The 17,158-nt window shown below is 67.4% G+C and carries 15 protein-coding genes; 5 read left to right on the plus strand and 10 right to left on the minus strand.

Translation table 11 applies throughout. The features are described 5' to 3' along the window. Positions 1 to 44 precede the first annotated feature (44 nt). The 5 genes from AC3WOB_RS06300 to AC3WOB_RS06320 are packed head-to-tail and all read right to left on the minus strand — an operon-like array spanning position 45 to position 6,185. Positions 45 to 302, minus strand: coding sequence for a formate dehydrogenase subunit delta (locus tag AC3WOB_RS06300; protein ID WP_492274535.1), 258 nt, complete (start codon positions 300 to 302; stop codon positions 45 to 47). A gap of 17 nt (positions 303 to 319) precedes the next feature. Next, positions 320 to 1,141, minus strand: a complete 822-nt coding sequence (gene fdhD, locus AC3WOB_RS06305) for a formate dehydrogenase accessory sulfurtransferase FdhD (protein ID WP_492274536.1) — start codon at positions 1,139 to 1,141, stop codon at positions 320 to 322. A 28-nt stretch (positions 1,142 to 1,169) separates the two neighbouring features. Next, the gene (fdhF, locus tag AC3WOB_RS06310) at positions 1,170 to 4,046 is read right to left on the minus strand and encodes a formate dehydrogenase subunit alpha (protein ID WP_492274537.1); all 2,877 of its coding nucleotides are present in this window, start codon (positions 4,044 to 4,046) and stop codon (positions 1,170 to 1,172) included. A gap of 13 nt (positions 4,047 to 4,059) precedes the next feature. After that, the gene (locus tag AC3WOB_RS06315) at positions 4,060 to 5,631 is read right to left on the minus strand and encodes a formate dehydrogenase beta subunit (protein ID WP_492274538.1); all 1,572 of its coding nucleotides are present in this window, start codon (positions 5,629 to 5,631) and stop codon (positions 4,060 to 4,062) included. Next, positions 5,628 to 6,185 carry a formate dehydrogenase subunit gamma gene (locus AC3WOB_RS06320; RefSeq protein ID WP_492274539.1) on the minus strand — a complete coding sequence of 186 codons (558 nt, stop codon included), beginning with the start codon at positions 6,183 to 6,185 and terminating at the stop codon, positions 5,628 to 5,630. The genes AC3WOB_RS06315 and AC3WOB_RS06320 overlap by 4 nt, the downstream gene beginning before the upstream one ends. A gap of 138 nt (positions 6,186 to 6,323) precedes the next feature. Here AC3WOB_RS06320 and AC3WOB_RS06325 point away from each other — a divergent pair, with 138 nt between their 5' ends. The 3 genes from AC3WOB_RS06325 (at position 6,324) to mobA (ending at position 9,158) form a co-directional block, all read left to right on the plus strand. Further along, a complete protein-coding gene (locus tag AC3WOB_RS06325; RefSeq protein ID WP_013395791.1) occupies positions 6,324 to 7,403 on the plus strand; it encodes a substrate-binding domain-containing protein in 1,080 nt (359 codons plus the stop codon). Positions 7,404 to 7,438: 35 nt separating this feature from the next. After that, the gene (gene moaA, locus AC3WOB_RS06330) at positions 7,439 to 8,542 is read left to right on the plus strand and encodes a GTP 3',8-cyclase MoaA (RefSeq protein WP_207465651.1); all 1,104 of its coding nucleotides are present in this window, start codon (positions 7,439 to 7,441) and stop codon (positions 8,540 to 8,542) included. Positions 8,543 to 8,609: 67 nt separating this feature from the next. Beyond that, on the plus strand, positions 8,610 to 9,158 hold the full coding sequence (mobA, locus tag AC3WOB_RS06335; RefSeq protein WP_492274618.1) for a molybdenum cofactor guanylyltransferase MobA: 549 nt from the start codon (positions 8,610 to 8,612) through the stop codon (positions 9,156 to 9,158). Here the strand turns inward: mobA and AC3WOB_RS06340 are convergent. The 5 genes from AC3WOB_RS06340 to moaC are packed head-to-tail and all read right to left on the minus strand — an operon-like array spanning position 9,143 to position 12,087. Next, entirely contained in the window at positions 9,143 to 10,348 is a 1,206-nt protein-coding gene (locus tag AC3WOB_RS06340; RefSeq protein ID WP_492274540.1) for a molybdopterin molybdotransferase MoeA, read from the minus strand. The two genes, mobA and AC3WOB_RS06340, sit on opposite strands and share 16 nt — an antisense overlap. A gap of 3 nt (positions 10,349 to 10,351) precedes the next feature. Next, positions 10,352 to 10,873, minus strand: coding sequence for a molybdenum cofactor biosynthesis protein B (gene moaB, locus AC3WOB_RS06345; protein ID WP_492274541.1), 522 nt, complete (start codon positions 10,871 to 10,873; stop codon positions 10,352 to 10,354). Between the two features lie 20 nt (positions 10,874 to 10,893). Continuing rightward, the gene (locus AC3WOB_RS06350) at positions 10,894 to 11,361 is read right to left on the minus strand and encodes a molybdenum cofactor biosynthesis protein MoaE (RefSeq protein ID WP_013395786.1); all 468 of its coding nucleotides are present in this window, start codon (positions 11,359 to 11,361) and stop codon (positions 10,894 to 10,896) included. 5 nt (positions 11,362 to 11,366) lie between these two features. After that, positions 11,367 to 11,618, minus strand: coding sequence for a MoaD/ThiS family protein (locus tag AC3WOB_RS06355; protein ID WP_013395785.1), 252 nt, complete (start codon positions 11,616 to 11,618; stop codon positions 11,367 to 11,369). Further along, positions 11,599 to 12,087: a cyclic pyranopterin monophosphate synthase MoaC gene (moaC, locus tag AC3WOB_RS06360; protein ID WP_041654266.1), complete on the minus strand. Its 489-nt coding sequence runs from the start codon at positions 12,085 to 12,087 to the stop codon at positions 11,599 to 11,601. Before moaC ends, AC3WOB_RS06355 begins: the two co-directional genes overlap by 20 nt. A gap of 171 nt (positions 12,088 to 12,258) precedes the next feature. Here moaC and AC3WOB_RS06365 point away from each other — a divergent pair, with 171 nt between their 5' ends. Continuing rightward, positions 12,259 to 15,978: a DUF748 domain-containing protein gene (locus AC3WOB_RS06365; protein WP_492274542.1), complete on the plus strand. Its 3,720-nt coding sequence runs from the start codon at positions 12,259 to 12,261 to the stop codon at positions 15,976 to 15,978. Between the two features lie 63 nt (positions 15,979 to 16,041). Beyond that, positions 16,042 to 16,920 carry a dienelactone hydrolase family protein gene (locus tag AC3WOB_RS06370; protein WP_013395782.1) on the plus strand — a complete coding sequence of 293 codons (879 nt, stop codon included), beginning with the start codon at positions 16,042 to 16,044 and terminating at the stop codon, positions 16,918 to 16,920. Positions 16,921 to 17,158: the final 238 nt, after the last annotated feature.

A 17,158-nucleotide genomic window follows, 5' to 3' on the forward strand; every position in this document is an offset into this window, starting at 1 on the left:
CCTTCTTTTGTGATGTTCTTGTTGTCTTGCGTCGCGCCGCTACGCTAGGCCACGCGGGCCAGCGGCGTCAGGCGCTGACGGTTTTTCGTGACCGCTTCCAGCACCAGCGGATGCAGCCGTTCCCCGCCGGCATCACCGTCGGGGTTTTGTTCGAGAAAGTTCAGGAGCTCGTTGCGCATGCGCGGCTCCCAGAATTTGTGGATATGGTTGGCCACGCCTTCCAGCGCTTCCTGCCGGTCGGGCATGGCCTCGAAGAATTGGCCGATGCGGTTGGCCATGCGGATCAGGTTGCCGATTTCCATGCTTGCGTAGGTCCGGTTCAGGAGATGATGCGTAGGGGATGGGTGTACAAGGTGGCGTCTTCGCCGCGTAGAAAGCCCAGCAGGCTGACGTTGGCCTCATGGGCCAGGCGGATGGCGAGCGCGGTGGGCGCGGAGACGGACGCCAGCACGGCGACGCCGGCGGCGGCGGTTTTCTGCACCATTTCGAAGCTGGCGCGGCTGGACACCACGATGATGCCGTCGCCGGCATGCATGGCCTGGCGCGCCAGGGCGCCGACCAGCTTGTCCAGCGCGTTGTGCCGGCCGACGTCTTCGCGCACCAGAGCCACGGCGCCGTCGGCGCCGGCCCAGCCGGCGGCATGGGTCGCACCGGTAAGGTCGTGCAGGGCCTGGCGGGCCCGCATGTCGCGCATGGCCGCTAGCACCGCCTGGATGCGCACTGGCGCGCCGTTGGTGACGGGCGCCACCGGCCGCAGCACTTCGGGCAGTGTTTCCACGCCGCACAGGCCGCAGCCCGTGCGGCCGGCCATGGCGCGCCGGCGTGACTTCAGCCGCACTTCACAGGCGCTGGAGATTTCCAGCTGGACCACGATGCCGTCGCATTGCGGCAGCAGGTCGATGCCGCGCACGTCGCTGACGCCGTCGATGATGCCTTCGGACAGCGCGAAGCCCACCGCGAAGTCCTCCAGATCGGCCGGCGTGGCCAGCATGGTGGCGTGGCTGATGCCGTTGAACTCCAGCGCCACCGGCGTTTCCTCGGCCACGGAGTCGGTTTCGACCTCGGGGACCAGGGCGCCGCCCCGCACGCGGGTGACCTGAACCTGCGTGCAGTCGGGGCGGGAAGGCGGTGGCGTGGGCATGGCGCGTCCTGGCGGTTTGGGCTGGCGGTTATTTCCCGGTCAGCGCCGCCTCGTTTTCGCGTGAACGCTCGCGCAGCAGCTTTTGCTGGATATCCGCAAAGCGCGACCACTGGCGCTGCCATTCCGAAGGCTGGGACACGCGCGTGACCTGCACGGCCGTCACCTTGTACTCGGGGCAGTTGGTGGCCCAGTCGGAACTGTCGGTGGTGACGACGTTGGCGCCGGACTCGGGGAAATGGAAGGTGGTGTATACCACGCCCGGCTGCACCCGGTCGGTCAGCGTCGCCCGCAGCACGGTCTCGCCCGCGCGGCTCTGGATGCCGACCCAGTCGCCGTCCTTCACGCCGCGGTCCTCGGCGTCCTGCGGATGCAGTTCCAGCACGTCCTCGCCATGCCACATGACGTTGGGGGTGCGCCGGGTCTGCGCGCCCACGTTGTATTGCGACAGGATGCGGCCGGTGGTCAGCAGCAGCGGGAAGCGGCGCGTGCTGCGCTCGTCCGTGGGCACGTACTTGGTGATCATGAACTTGCCCTTGCCGCGCACGAACTCATCAATGTGCATGATGGGCGTGCCGTCGGGCGCCTCGTCGTTGCAGGGCCATTGCAGGCTGCCCAGCTTGTCCAGCTTTTCGTAGCTGACGCCGGAGAACGTGGGCGTCAGGCGCGCGATCTCGTCCATGATCTCGCGCGGATGCTTGTAGTCCATGGGATAGCCCAGCGCATTGGACAGGGCCACCGTCACTTCCCAGTCGGACTTGCCGTTCTTGGGTTCCATCACCTTGCGCACGCGCGAGATGCGGCGCTCGGCGTTGGTGAAGGTGCCGTCCTTTTCCAGGAACGAGGAGCCGGGCAGGAACACGTGGGCGTACTTGGCTGTTTCATTGAGGAACAGATCCTGCACCACGATGCATTCCATGGCAGCCAGCGAGGCTGCCACGTGCTGCGTGTTGGGGTCCGACTGCACGATGTCTTCGCCCTGGCAGTACAGGCCCTTGAAGGTCCCGCCCAGCGCGGCCTCGAACATGTTGGGGATGCGCAGGCCGGGTTCGGGCTGCAGGGTTACGCCCCAGTCCTGCTCGAACTGCGCGCGCACCGTGTTGTCGGAGATGTGGCGGTAGCCCGGCAGCTCGTGCGGGAACGAGCCCATGTCGCAGGAGCCCTGCACGTTGTTCTGCCCGCGCAGCGGGTTCACGCCCACGCCTTCGCGGCCGACGTTGCCGGTGGCCATGGCCAGGTTGGCGATGGCCATGACGGTGGTGGAGCCTTGGCTGTGTTCGGTTACGCCCAGGCCGTAGTAGATCGAGCCGTTGCCGCCGGTGGCGTACAGGCGCGCCGCGCCGCGCACGGCCTGCGCCGGCACGCCGGTGATTTCTTCCATGGCTTCCGGCGAGTTTTCCGGCAGCGAGACGAAATCGCGCCATTCCTTGAAGGCCTTGGCTTCGCAGCGCTCGGCCACGAAGTCTTCGGCGATCAGGTTTTCGGTGGCGATCACGTGCGCCAGCGAGGACAGCAGCGCGGTGTTGGTGCCGGGGCGCACCTGCAGATGGAAGTCGGCCTTGATGTGCGGCGAACTCACCAGTTCGATGCGGCGCGGATCGATCACGATCAGGCGCGCGCCCTGGCGCAGGCGGCGCTTCAGGCGCGAGGCGAACACAGGATGGCCGCTGCTGGGGTTGGCGCCCATCACGATCACCACATCGGTGTGCATGACGGAATCGAAGGTCTGCGTGCCGGCGGATTCGCCCAGCGTCTGCTTCAGGCCATAACCTGTGGGCGAATGGCAGACCCGTGCGCAGGTGTCGACGTTGTTGGTGCCGAAGGCCGCGCGCACCAGCTTCTGCACCAGCCAGGTCTCTTCGTTGGTGCAGCGCGACGAGGTAATGCCGCCGACCGCGTCGCGGCCGTACTGGCCCTGGATGCGGCGGAATTCGGAGGCCGCGTAGTTGATCGCCTCGTCCCAGGACACTTCCTTCCAGGAATCGGTGATTTGCTTGCGGATCATGGGCTTGAGCACGCGTTCCTTGTGCGTGGCGTAGCCCCAGGCGAAGCGGCCCTTGACGCAGGAGTGGCCGCGGTTGGCCTGGCCGTCCTTCCAGGGCACCATGCGCACCACTTCCTGGCCCTTCATTTCGGCCTTGAAGCCGCAGCCCACGCCGCAGTAGGCGCAGGTGGTCACGACCGAGTGTTCGGCCTGGCCCATCATGATGACGGTTTTTTCCTGCAGGGTGGAGGTCGGACAGGCTTGCACGCAGGCGCCGCAGGACACGCATTCGCTGTCCAGGAAAGGCTGGTCCTGCCCCGGCGACACGCGCGATTCGAAGCCCTTGCCGGAGATCGTCAGGGCGAAGGTGCCCTGGGTTTCCTCGCAGGCGCGCACGCAGCGGTTGCAGACAATGCACTTGGACGCGTCATAGGTGAAGTACGGATTGGACTCGTCCTTTTCGCTCTTCAGGTGGTTGGCGCCGTCGTAGCCGTAGCGCACGTTGCGCAGGCCCACCACGCCGGCCATGTCCTGCAGTTCGCAGTCGCCGTTGGCCGGACAGGTCAGGCAGTCCAGCGGGTGGTCGGAGATGTACAACTCCATCACGCCGCGCCGCAGGTCGTGCAGCTTGGGGGTTTCGGTGTAGACGACCATGCCGTTTTCGGCCGGGGTGGTGCACGACGCGGGATAGCCGCGGCGGCCTTCGATCTGCACCAGGCACAGGCGGCACGAGCCGAAGGGTTCCAGGCTGTCGGTCGCGCACAGCTTGGGGATGTTGATGCCGGCCTCGGCGGCCGCGCGCATCAGCGAAGTGCCCTCGGGCACCGTGATTTCCTGGCCGTCTATGGTCAGGGTGACGGTTACGGCGGACTCGCGCGCCGGCGTGCCCAGGTCGCGATCGCGCTTGATGACGGTTTCTAGCATGTCGGTCTCGGGTTCAGGCCGCGTGCGCGGCAGACTGGGAGGACTCGATGCCGAAGTCCTGCGGGAAATGGTTCAGCGCGGACAGCACCGGGTAGGGCGCCATGCCCCCCAGCGCGCACAGCGATCCGCCCAGCATCGTGTCGCACAGGTCGCGCAGCAGATGCACCTGCTGTTCGCGGCCAGGGCCGCCCGCGCCGATCTTGTCTATGGTTTCCACGCCGCGCGTGGAGCCGATGCGGCAAGGCGTGCATTTGCCACAGGACTCGATGGCACAGAACTCCATCGCGTAGCGCGCCATGCGCGCCATGTCGACGCTGTCGTCGAAGGCCACCAGCCCGCCGTGGCCGACCATGGCGGAGATCTGGATGTAGGCCTCGTAGTCCAGCGGCACATCCCACTGCGATTCCGGCAGATAGGCGCCCAGCGGGCCGCCCACCTGCACCGCGCGCAGCGGGCGGCCGGAGGCGCTGCCGCCGCCAAAGCCGTACAACAGGTCGCGCAGGCTCAGGCCGAAGGCTTTCTCGACCAGGCCGCCGTGCTTGAGATTGCCGGCCAGCTGGAACGGCAGCGTGCCGTGCGAGCGGCCCACGCCGTAGTCGCGGTAGTAGGCCGCGCCCTTGGCCAGGATGATGGGCACGGTCGCCAGCGAAATCACGTTGTTGATCACGGTGGGCTTGCCGAACAGGCCCGAAATCGCCGGCAGCGGCGGCTTGGCGCGGACCACGCCGCGCTTGCCCTCGAGGCTTTCCAGCAGCGAGGTTTCCTCGCCGCAGATGTAGGCGCCCGCGCCCTTGCGCACTTCCAGGTCGAAGCGGCGGCCGCTGCCGTGCACGTCGTCGCCCAGCCAGCCCACGCTGCGCGCCCGCGCGATGGCGGCTTCCAGGGTGTCGATGGCTTGCGGATATTCGGAGCGCACGTAGATGTAGCCGTAGGTCGCGCCCACCGCCAGGCCGGCGATGGTCATGCCTTCGATCAGCACATAGGGGTCGCCTTCCATCAGCAGGCGGTCGGCGAAGGTGCCGGAGTCGCCTTCGTCCGCGTTGCAGACGATGTACTTCTGGTCGCCGGGAGTGCCGGCCACCGTCTTCCATTTGATGCCGGTCGGAAACGCCGCGCCGCCGCGGCCGCGCAGGCCCGAGGCCACCATTTCATCGACGATCTGCCCCGGCTCCATCGTCAGGGCGCGTTGCAGGCCCTGCAGGCCGCCATGGGCGGCATAGTCCTGCAGGGACAGCGGGTCGGTCACGCCGACGCGGGCGAAGGTCAGGCGTTCCTGCTGCTTCAGGTAGGGGATTTCTTCGGTCAGGCCCAGGCGCAGCGGGTGCTCGCCGCCGGCCAGCCAGTCCGCGTCGAACAGCGCGGCCACGTCCTCGGGCTGCACCGGCCCGTAGGCGATGCGGCCTTGCGGCGTGGCGATTTCGACCAGAGGTTCCAGCCACAGCAGGCCGCGCGAGCCGTTGCGCACGATCTGCACCGACAGGCCGCGGGCGTCGGCGGCGCGTTCGATGTCGCGCGCGACCGTGTCCGCGTCCATGGCCAATGCCGCGGCGTCACGCGGCACGTAGATGACGATAGGAGCGCTCATGACCGGTCCTCCAGCGTGCGGGCCAGCAGACGGTCCAGCTTTTCCGGCGTGACGCGGGCATGAGGCCGGCCGTCGATCATCACCGCCGGCGACTGGGCGCACAGGCCCAGGCAGTACACCGGCTCCAGGGTGAAATCGCCGTTCCTGCTGTTGGCGTGGAAATCACAGCCCAAGGCCGTGCGCGCATGGGCGGCAAGATGTTCGCCGCCCATGGCCTGACAGGCTTCGGCGCGGCAGACCTCCAGGGTATGGCGCGCCGCGGGTTCGCTGCGGAAATGGGGATAGAAGGTGATGACGCCGTGGACCTCGGCGCGGGACAGGTTCAGGGCCTCGGCGATGGTCTGCACCGCCGGGGCCGGAATACAGCCCAGTTCATGCTGGACCGCATGCAGCACAGGGAGCAGCGGGCCGGGCTGGTCCTTCAACCGGGCGAGTATGCGGGCGGTGGCCGCGATGGCCGGGGTGGGGGACGCTTGGGCCGCGTCCAGGGCCATCTGGCCGCCGCGGGCGCCGCCGCTGGACGCCAGATCGGATGTTGCCTCGCGCTGATGCACGTCGGTCTCCTCCTGTGTTGCTGTAGGGTCGGGCTGGATTCTGTTGGGTTATATGTTTTTAAAAGCATATAAAAACCCTTCCAGCCGCATTATTTGTGTACTCTAGCGGGGTAATTCACCGTCTTCAATAAGAAATAAATGACATATAAGTTCCGTATCGGCTTGCGGCCGCAATGGAGCCTGGGCGGAGACGACGACCCGGCGCCCGTACCGCTGCAGGACATGCTGGCGCTGCTGTCGGCGATCGACGCCACCGGCAACATCGCCGGCGCCTGTCGCGCCTGTGGCCTGTCGTACCGGCACGCCTGGGGCGTGCTGCGTCGTTTCGAGGCCATTTTCGGCACGCAATTGCTCATCACCAACCGCCGCCAGGGCACGCAGCTGGCGCCTTTCGCGCAGCGCCTGCTGTGGGCCAACCGCCGCATCGAGGCGCGCCTGATGCCGACGCTGGACAGCATGGCGTCGGAGCTGCAGGAAGAGCTGGAGCGCCTGCTGCCCGAAAGCGGCCCGCACCTGCGGCTGCACGCCAGCCACGGTTTCGCGGTGGAATCGCTGATGCAGCACATGGGCAATCGCAAGCCGGGCCTGGAACTGCGCTACCGCACCGCCATCGAGGCGCTGGCCTCGCTGGAGCGGCACGAGTGCGACCTGGCGGGCTTCCAGGTGCCGCTGGGCGATTTCGAAGCGCCCATCATGGAACGCTACGCACAATGGCTGCACGCGGACGAATACATGCTGATCCATCTGGCGGTGCGCAATGCCGGCCTGTTCGTCACCGCCGGCAATCCCAAGCAGATACGCGGCATGGCGGACCTGGCGCGGCCCGACGTGCGCTTCGTCAACCGCCAGATCGGTTCCAGCACCCGCTATCTGGTGGGCCTGATGCTGCAGCGGGCGGGGGTCTCGATCAGCGAGGTCCAGGGCTACGAAACCAATGAATTCACCCACATGGCCATCGCCGCGCATATCGCCAGCGGCATGGCCGACACGGGCGTGGGGGTGGAGACGGCCGCCTGCCGCTTCGGCCTGGACTTCATCCCGCTGGTGCGTGAGCGCTACTTCTTCGCCATCCGCAAGTCCTCGCTGGAAACGCCGGCCATGCGCGACCTGCTGTCCATCATGCGCAGTCCCGACTACGTCGGCTACGTCAGCCAGCTGGCGGGATATGACGCCCAGGATACGGGCCGGCTGCAGTCCCTGCAGGAGGCTTTTCCATGAGCGCGGAACGCGATGCGCCGGGATATGATGTCCCCATGAGCAAAGTGATTTTCCTCGCCGATCGCCGGACCGGTCCGCTGGCCCCTGCCGTGCCCGGCGAACTGCCGCCGCACGGACAGCCGGCGCTGGACGCGCGCACGCGTCCCCTGCGCGATCTGCGGATCTCGGTCACGGACCGCTGTAACTTCCGTTGCACCTACTGCATGCCGCGCGAAGTCTTCGACAGCAGCTATACCTTCATGCCGCATGCAGCGTTGTTGTCGTTCGAGGAAATCAGCCGCCTGGCCGGCATCTTCACGCAGCTGGGCGTGGAAAAGATCCGCCTGACCGGCGGCGAGCCGCTGCTGCGCAAGCACATCGAGAACCTGGTGGGGCAACTGGCGGAACTGCGCACGCCTGCGGGCCGTCCGCTGGACCTGACCCTGACCACCAACGGCAGCATGCTGGCGCGCAAGGCCGCCGCGCTCAAGAGCGCCGGACTCACGCGCGTGACCGTCAGCCTGGACGCGCTGGATCCGGCCATGTTCCAGGGCATGAGCGACAGCGGCTTCACGCCCGACGACGTGCTGCGCGGCGTCGACGCCGCGGCCGAGGCCGGGCTGGCTCCGGTCAAGGTCAACATGGTGGTGCGGCGCGGCCTGAACGACGGCCAGATCCTGCCCATGGCCGAACGCTTCCGCCATTCCGGCCACATCCTGCGTTTCATCGAATACATGGACGTGGGCAACACCAACGGCTGGAATCTGGCTGAGGTGGTGCCCAGCCAGGAAGTGCTGGACCGCATCGGCGCGGCCTACCCGCTGGAGCCGGTGGCCAGCGGCGAAATGGGCCGCGTGGCCGAACGTTGGCGCTACCTGGACGGCGGCGGCGAGATCGGCGTCATCTCCAGCGTCACCCACGCCTTCTGCGGCGGCTGTACGCGCGCGCGCCTGTCGCCGGAAGGCAAGCTCTTCCTGTGCCTGTTCGCGCACGACGGCTACGACCTGCGCGCCCCGCTGCGCGACGGCGCCAGCGATGCCGAACTTGCTGGCATCATCGCGGGCATCTGGGCGGGCCGCAACGACCATTACTCCGAGCTGCGCGGCCGCAATATGGCCGATCCGGCGCGCAAGATCGAGATGAGCTACATCGGTGGCTGAAGCCTCGCCCGCGATCGCACCCGCAGGAGTCGCCGGCTTGATCCTGGCCGGCGGCCAGGGCACGCGCATGAACGGACAGGACAAGGGCCTGGTGGCCCTGCGCGGCGAGCCCATGGTGGCGCACGTCGCGCGCCGCCTGACGCCGCAAGTGTCGCGCCTGATCATCAGTGCCAACCGCCACGAGGACCTTTATGCCCGGTACGGCGAGGTGCTGCGGGACGGTGAAGCCGAACTCGGCGCCTGGCAAGGACCATTGCTGGGTATCGCCGCGGGCCTGGCCGCGGCGCGGGAAGACGCATGGCTGGTGGTGGTGCCTTGCGACACGCCGTTCCTGCCCCAAGACCTGGCCGTGCGCCTGGTCGGCGCGGCCGAGTCCGCCAAGGCGCCGATGGCATATGCGATGGCCGGCGGGCAGCGGCATTCGGCCTGCATGGCCCTGCGCACGTCGCTGTTGCCCAATCTGCTGGAGTACCTGCGAGCCGGGGACCGCAAGGTGGGGCTGTGGCAGGCGAGAGCGGGCGCGGTCGAAGCCTGCTTCGACGACGCGCCCGAGGCCTTCATGAACGTCAACACGCCAGAGGAACTGGCGCAGGCCGAGCGCTACGCCAGCCAGTGACGCAGGTCGTAGTAGGCGACCCGATCCTGGTCCTGCACTGGCAAGTCGGCCGGCAGGCGGGCCAGGCCCGTGGCCCAGGGCAGCGAACTGATCACGCCCGAACCCTGGTGGCCGTAAGGCACCAGTTCGGCGCTGCCGTCGTCGGCCAGGCGGCGCTGCACGCGCAGGAATTCCTCGCGGCTGTCCTGGCGCGGATGCTCGGTGCGCAGCGGCAGCTGGCTGGTCGGCGGGAACAGCGTGTCGCGGCCCTGCATGCGGCGCATCAGCGGCGTCACCAGCAGGGTGAACACGGCGTAGGCCGACACGGGATTGCCGGGCAGTCCGACCACGGGCTTGCCGTCGATCTGCGCCAGCGCAACCGGCTTGCCCGGCTTCATGCGCACCTTCCAGAGCGCGAGTTCGCCGCCCAGCGAGGCCAACGCGGGCTTGACCAGATCGCGTTCGCCCACCGACACGCCGCCCACGCTAACCACCAGGTCGCAATCGGCCAGCAGCGTCTTGAAGGCGGCCTGCAGGTCGGCCTCGGTGTCGCGGGCGTGCAGCACGTGCACCGGCAGGGCGCCCATGCCGCGCGCCAGCGCGGCCAGCATGGGGCCGTTGGAGTTGTAGATCTGTTCGGCCGCGCGTGGCTGGCCGGGCAGCACCAGCTCGTCGCCGGTGGTCAGGATGCCCACGCGCAACTGGCCGACGACCCGCACGCGGGCCAGGCCTTGCGAGGCTAGCAACGCCACGTGAGCCGCTTCCAGCACGGTGCCCGCGGCCAGCAACGGCGCGCCGGCCATGGTGTCTTCGCCGCGGCGGCGGATGTGCTGGCCGGGCTTGGGCGCGCGCGAGATTTCCACCTGGCCGTCGGCTTCGGTAGTGTCTTCCTGCATGACGACCGTATCCGCGCCTTCCGGGATCAGGCTGCCAGTGAACAGGCGGATGGCGTGGCCGGGTTTGAGCGGCTCGGGCATTTCGCCGGCATAGCAGCGCTGCTGGATGGGCAGGCGCACGCCGGCGCCCCAATCCGCCACGCGCAGGGCATAGCCGTCCATGGCGCTGTTGTCGGCGGGCGGGATGTCCACGGTGGCGTTGAGGTCGATGGCCAGCACGCGGCCGGCGGTATCGGCCAGGCTCACCTCTTCGCTGCGTTGCAGCGGACCCGCGGCATTGGCCAGCAGGGTCTGGGCTTGATCAAAATCCAGCATGGGTCAGTTGTCTTCTTCGCGTTGCTTGAATTGGGTGGCGAAATTGCAGGGGCGGTGGCTGCTGTCCAGCTGTTCGCGGATGATCTGCGACCAGGCGGTTTCGCAGGCATTGTTGGACCCGGGCAGGCAGAAGATCAGCGTCTGGTTGGCCGAACCCGCAAGGGCGCGCGACTGGACGGTGGAACTGCCGATCTCGGTGTAGGAGATCTGGCGGAACAGTTCGCCGAAGCCGGGGATCTCGCGGTCCAGCAGGGGCGCAATGGCTTCGGGCGTGTGGTCGCGATGCGAGAAGCCCGTGCCGCCCGTGGTCAGGATCACCTGCACCTCGGGATCGGCGATCCAGTCGCTGATGACGCGGCGGATCTGATAGATGTCGTCCTTGACCAGGTCGCGGCGCACGCACTGATGGCCTGCATGAGCCAGGCTGTGGGCCAACAGGTTGCCGGAGGTGTCGTCGCCCGCGCTGCGGGTGTCGCTGACCGTCAGCACGGCGCAGGCCAGCGAAACAAGGCTTTCGTCGCTCATGGATTCTCCTCTTCTATCTTCTAGACGGTGGTGTCTTCATCCCAGGACTGCGTGCGGTCCTGGTCGGATTGGCGTTGCTCCACCCAGAAGCTGTTGCCGCCCGCGAGGGTTTCGCGCTTCCAGAAGGGCGCGCGGGTCTTGAGCGCGTCGATGATGTACTCGCAGCCGCGGAAGGCATCGCCGCGGTGGGCGCTGGCGGCCGCCACGAAGACGATCTGGGCGTTGCGGTGCAGCGCGCCGACCCGGTGCACGATGACCGTGCCGTCCAGGTGCCAGCGGGCGCGGGCGGTCGCGGCGATCTCTTCGAGTTCGCGTTCGCACATGCCCGGGTAGTGTTCGAGAAAGAGCGTGTCGGTGGGCGTGTCGGGCGCGTAGTCGCGCACATAGCCCACGAAGGTGACGATGCCGCCCACGCCCGGGCCGGCGCTCTCCCGCAGCGCGGCCGTGAGCGCGGCGCCGTCGAAATCGGCTTCCTGGACGCTGATCATGGCGTTCAACCTCCGGTGACGGGTTCGAATACCGCGACCTCGTCGCCCGCCCGGATGGGCGCGGACGGCTTGGCGTGGGTCTGGTTGATGGCCAGCTTCAGGCGCGCGGAGGGCGCCAGCTGGGGGTAGCGTTCGCCCAGCGCGGCAAGCAGCTGCGCGCCGGTGGACTCGGCCTCCAGGGGCCAGGCTTCGGAGCGCTTGCCGACCAGTTCGGCGACGCGCGCGAAGTAAAGAAGATTAATCGTTGCGCCATTCACCGCTTTTTCCTCCTGCCTTGTACTTAAGGCGAACTTGCTCGATGACGATGCCTTTGTCGGCAGCCTTGCACATGTCGTAGATGGTCAGCGCGGCAACGCTGCAGGCCATCATGGCTTCCATTTCCACGCCGGTCTTGTAGCTGGTGCGGCAGGTGGCCAGCACGTCGATGCGATGCTCGGCGTCGTCCAGCGAAAACTCGACGCCGACGAAGGCCAGCGGCAGGCTGTGGCACAGCGGGATGGTGTCGGCGCAGCGCTTGGCGGCCAGGATGGCGGCGACGCGGGCGGTGTTGAGGACCTCGCCCTTGCCCTGGCCCGGCTGGGTCAGGAGGCCGTAGGCGATGGCGTTCATGCGCACGCTGGCGGTGGCGATCGCCACGCGCTCGGTGTCCGTCTTGGCGATCACGTCGACCATGCGGACCTGTCCGGCTTCATCCAGGTGGCTCAAAGTTGGGGTGGGCGTGGACATGGGAATCGGGAGCGATAATTGTTAATGATTGAAAAGGGCGGTCCCGGCTGGCCGGATCGGCCCATCGATACGCCTATGATAGACGAGCAGTGCAGGGGGCGCGATAATCGCGCCTGTAGTCATTAGAAGGACGGAAACGCTCGCCCTTCAATTCGTATCAGGAGACGCGCAATGCCCTTGCGGATGCCCAAGCTTCGGTTCACCCGCCGGGTCGGCAAGATTCTTCTGGGTATCGCGGCATTCGTACTTATCCTTTTCGGGGTTGCCGCCTGGCAAGTCCCCAAAGTGCTGCACAACGTCCTGGTGCAGGACGTCTCCAAGATGATCGGGCGGGACGTCTCCGTCGGCGACATCAGCTTCAATCCCTTCACGCTGACCGTCCGGGCGCGCGATCTGGCCGTGGCCCAGCCCGATTCGCAGACGCCGCTCTTGACGCTGGCCGAGCTGGACGTCAGCGCGGCCTGGACTTCCCTGTTCTGGTTTGCGCCGGTCGTCGATCGAATGACGCTGCGCGAGCCTAACATCGCCATCGTCCGCGAGGACGTCACGCGCTTCAATTTTTCTGATATTCAGCAACGAGTGGCCGAATTGACGGCCGCCCAGCCCGAGGAACCGCCCAAGCCGGACGAAGGGCTGCCGCGTTTTTCGCTGAACAACATGGTGATCGAGAACGGCTCGATCACGCTGGACGACAAGGTCACGGGCCGCAAGCAGGTGGTCGACGAAGTGGGCGTGGGCGTGCCGTTCATTTCCACTTTTGGCTACGCCACCGACATCGACGTGCAGCCGCGCGTGCACTTGCGCATCAATGGCAGTCCGTTCGATTTGAACGGTGTGGCGCGCCCCTTCGACAAGGTGCCCTCGTCCACGCTGCGCGTGGCCTTCAATGGCCTGCAGTTGGAAAAGTGGGCGGACGTCTGGCCCATGCCGCTGCCGTTCAAGGTGGAAAGCGCGCTGCTGGATTCGAACCTGCAAGTGGTGTTCGAGCAGCCCAAGGACGCGCCGCCCAAGATCCGCGTGGTTGGCGACCTGGGCTTGCGCCGCCTGGACCTGCGCGACACCACGGGCGCGAACCTGGCCGCCTGGAGCGCGCTGACCGTCACCCGCCTGGAGCTGGAGCCCATCGCGCGCCATGCCTATGTGGGCGAGGTGGGGCTGTGGGCGCCGCAGATCCATGTGCGCCGCTACGCCAATGAAAACCTGAACTGGCTGGACGTGGTTGCCGGGCTGAAGCGGCTGGGCGGTGTCGAGCCGACCGCCACGCCGGTGGCCGACAAGCTGCGTAAAGCCAGCGGCCTGGATCCCGCCAAGGCGGGAGACAAGGCAGGTCCGGGCGCCGCCACGGCCAAGGCCACGCCGGCCGCGACGGCAACGCCGGGATCCGCCGCCAAGGGCGCCGCTCCGGCAACTGTCGCGACGAAGGGTGCGCCTTCCGCCCCGGCGTCCCCGGCCGTGCCGGCTGCATCCGCGGGCGCGCCCGCGGCAGCCTCCGCGCCTGCCGCGACGCCATCCGACGCGCCTGCCGCCGCAAACGCTATCGCAGCGGCCAGCGCTACCGCCACTCCGTCCGCCACGACTCCCGCAGCGCCCGCCACCGCGGACGCCGCAGCCCCCCAGCCGGCGCCCGCGCCGGCGGAATGGAAGGTCGAACTGGACGCCTTCAACCTGCATGAAGGCGAGGTCTACGTCACCGACGCCGTCAGCAAGCTGGACTACGTGATGACCGGCCTGGCCGCGACGGTCGAGGGCGTGGCCCTGCCGCAGGTGCCGGGCCAGCCCATCAATCTGTGGCTGACCATGGATAACAGCACCGACGGCGGCTGGCTGCGCGCCAAAGGGCCGCTGGTCCTCAAGCCGCTGTCGCTGGAACTGGGCGTGCGCCTGGGCAACATCGCGTTGGCGCCCCTGGCGCCGGCCGTGCGCAACGCGGCGCCGATCGCATTGCTGGACGGCCGCCTGGCTGCCAGCGCGCAGGTCCATGTGCAGGAAAAGAACGGCGCGGTGGATGCGTCCGCCAGCGCCGTGCAGGCCGACCTGACGCAGTTCAAGGCCCGCGACGAATCCCTCAAGCCCGCCGTGGACATTGCGCTGCAAAGCTTGCGCGTGACCGCCGACCGCCTGGCCATGGGGCCGGGACAGAGCAACTTTACCCTGGCCGCCGCCGGCATCCAGGGCAACGGCAAGCTGGATCTCAAGGGCGCATTCACGCCGCAGCCGCTGACCGTGAAAACCTCGGTGGACCTGTCCGAACTGAACGTCGCGTCGTTCGCGCCGTACGCCGCCTCCAGCCTGAACGCCACGGTGCGCGCCATCACGCTGGGCGCCAAAGGCAACGCGGAGTTCGCCGCCGCGGCCGGTTCGGCGCCAATGAAGGTCAACTGGAAGGGCGGCGTCGAAGTCACCGGCGTGGACCTGCAGGACCGCGTCAACAAGGACGACTTCCTGAACTGGAAGCGCCTGGGCTTTACCGGCATGGACATCTCGGTGGCGGGCGACAAGATCGGCGCCAAGCTGGGCGATATCGCGCTGGAGGATTTCTACGGGCGCGTGCTGCTCAATGCGCAAGGCCGCCTGAACGTCATGGACTTGGTGGCGGCCCCAGGCCAGGCCGGCGGCTCCATCACCCAGGACACGCAGACGCCCGGCCGCAGCGCCGCGCCGCCGCCCGCGGCGCCTGCCGCCAAGGGAGGCGGGGGCATGCCCGATATCTCGGTGAACAGCGTCACCCTGAACCGCGGCCGCATGACCTTCACGGACCGCTTCGTCAAACCCAACTACGTGGCCGAGCTGTCCAGCATCGAAGGCTCGATCACGGCGGTATCGTCCACCAATCCCCAGCCCGCCAAGGTCAAGGTCACCGGCCGCGTCTACACCACCGCGCCGCTGTCGATCAGCGGCGTGGTACAGCCTTTCGCCAAGTACCTGTCGCTGGACCTGAAGGCCTCGGCCAAGGGCGTGGACCTGCCGCGCTTCAACACCTATTCCGCGAAGTACGTGGGCTACCCGATCAAGCGCGGCAAGCTGTCGGTGGACCTGGAATACAAGATCAAGGACCGCGCGCTGCAAGCCACCAACCATGTGGTGCTCAACCAGCTGACCTTCGGCGACAAGACCAACAGCCCCGACGCGACCAAGCTGCCGGTGCTGCTGGCCGTGGCGCTGCTGAAGGATTCGCGCGGCAACATCGACATCAACCTGCCGATCTCCGGTTCGTTGGACGATCCGGAGTTCTCGGTGGGCGGCATCGTGGTGCGCGTGCTGCTGAACCTGGTGGTCAAGGCCGTCACCTCGCCCTTCAGTCTGCTGGCCTCGGCCTTTGGCGGCGGCGAGGAGCTGTCCTACGTCGAGTTCGCGCCCGGCAGCGCGGCGCTGACCGAGGACAGCCAGCAGCGCATCGACACGCTGATCAAGGCGCTGACCGACCGTCCGGCCCTGAAGATGGACATCAGCGGCCGCGCCGATCCCAAGACCGACATGGAAGGCCTGCGCCAGGCCTGGGTCGACGCCAAGATCCGCGCCGCCAAGGCCGCCGACGTCACGCCGCGCGGCAAGAAGCCGAACCCGGCGGGCGTCGAGGTATCGGGCGCGGAGCGCGCCAAGTACCTGGAAGAGGTCTACGACGACACGGACATCAAGGACAAGCCGCGCAACTTCATCGGCATGTCCAAGTCCGTGCCGGCGGCGCAGATGGAGGAGATGCTGCGCAGCGTGGCGCCCGTGGGCGACGAGCAGTTGCGCCAACTGGCCGATGCGCGCGCGCAGGCGGTTTATGAGAAGCTGCAAGCCCAGGAAGGACTCGCGGATCGCGTGTTCATCGTTGCGCCGCAACTGGACGCGGATGGCATCAAGGACGAGGGGCAACCCTCGCGCGTGGACTTCTCCCTGAAGTGAACCAGGCTGGTCCGGGAGGCGGCGCCCAGCCGCCCCTGCCGGCTTTTTGCCAGGAGATTCTCGATGAATGACCAGGACGCGCACTTCGACAGCCTGCTTCCGCCCTTGCGGCTGAATCGGCGGGGTTTCATGGCCACCACGGTGGCGACGGGTTTTTCGCTGGCGGCCGGGCAGGCCGTGGCGCAGACCGCGATCACCACGGACGCCAACGGTCTGGTGGCCGGCAAGGTGGACATTCCGGTCAAGGACGGCAAGATGCCCGCGTACCGGGCGGCGCCCAAGGGCAAGAAGGACCTGCCGACGGTGCTGGTGGTGTCGGAAATTTTCGGGGTGCACGAGTACATCCAGGACGTGTGCCGCCGGCTGGCCCACCAGGGCTACCTGGCCGTCGCGCCCGAACTGTTCGCGCGCCAGGGCGATCCGTCCAAATACACCGAGATCCCCAAGCTGCAGGCCGAAATAATCGGCAAGGTGCCGGACGCGCAGGTGATGTCCGACCTGGATTCGGCTGCGGCCTGGGCCGCGTCCAATGGCGGCAATGCGGACCGGCTGGGCATCGTGGGCTTTTGCTGGGGCGGGCGCCAGGTCTGGCTGTACGCCGCCCACAACCCGAAGCTCAAGGCCGGCGCGGCCTGGTATGGCCAGTTGGCCGGGCAGCCTTCGGACCTGAAGCCCAAGTCGGTGCTGAGCCAGGTGAATGAGCTGAAGGCGAAGGTGCTGGGGGCTTACGGCGGCAAGGACGCCGGGATTTCGATGGCGGACGTGGACAAGATGCGGCTGGAACTGGCGCAGGGGCCAGCGGCGGCGAAGGCGTCGCGGATCGATGTGTATCCGGACGCGCCGCATGCGTTTCATGCGGATTATCGGCCTTCTTATCGGAAGGCGGAGGCGGAGCAGGCTTGGACGCGGATGTTGGATTGGTTCAAGCAGAACGGGCTTTGAGACGTGTTTCTTTGGACGCGGGTTGGGAATGTAGGCCTACATAGGTAGTTTTTATATCTATGTAAGTGTTCTTTTCTTTGCGTGGGTTTATACGGGTTCGTCGCAGGTTTTCGTAGGTCGCCCGTCGGCGCGGGCGGCGTGGCGGCTCGCGCCCACGATTGCGGTCCGGAGCGTTCGCTCCGGACTGCCCCTTCGTCATCCTCGTCACCGCCTATGGCGGTTCCTTCGGATTCCCTCG

Source organism: Achromobacter sp. FW305-C-30-7, assembly GCF_058783105.1.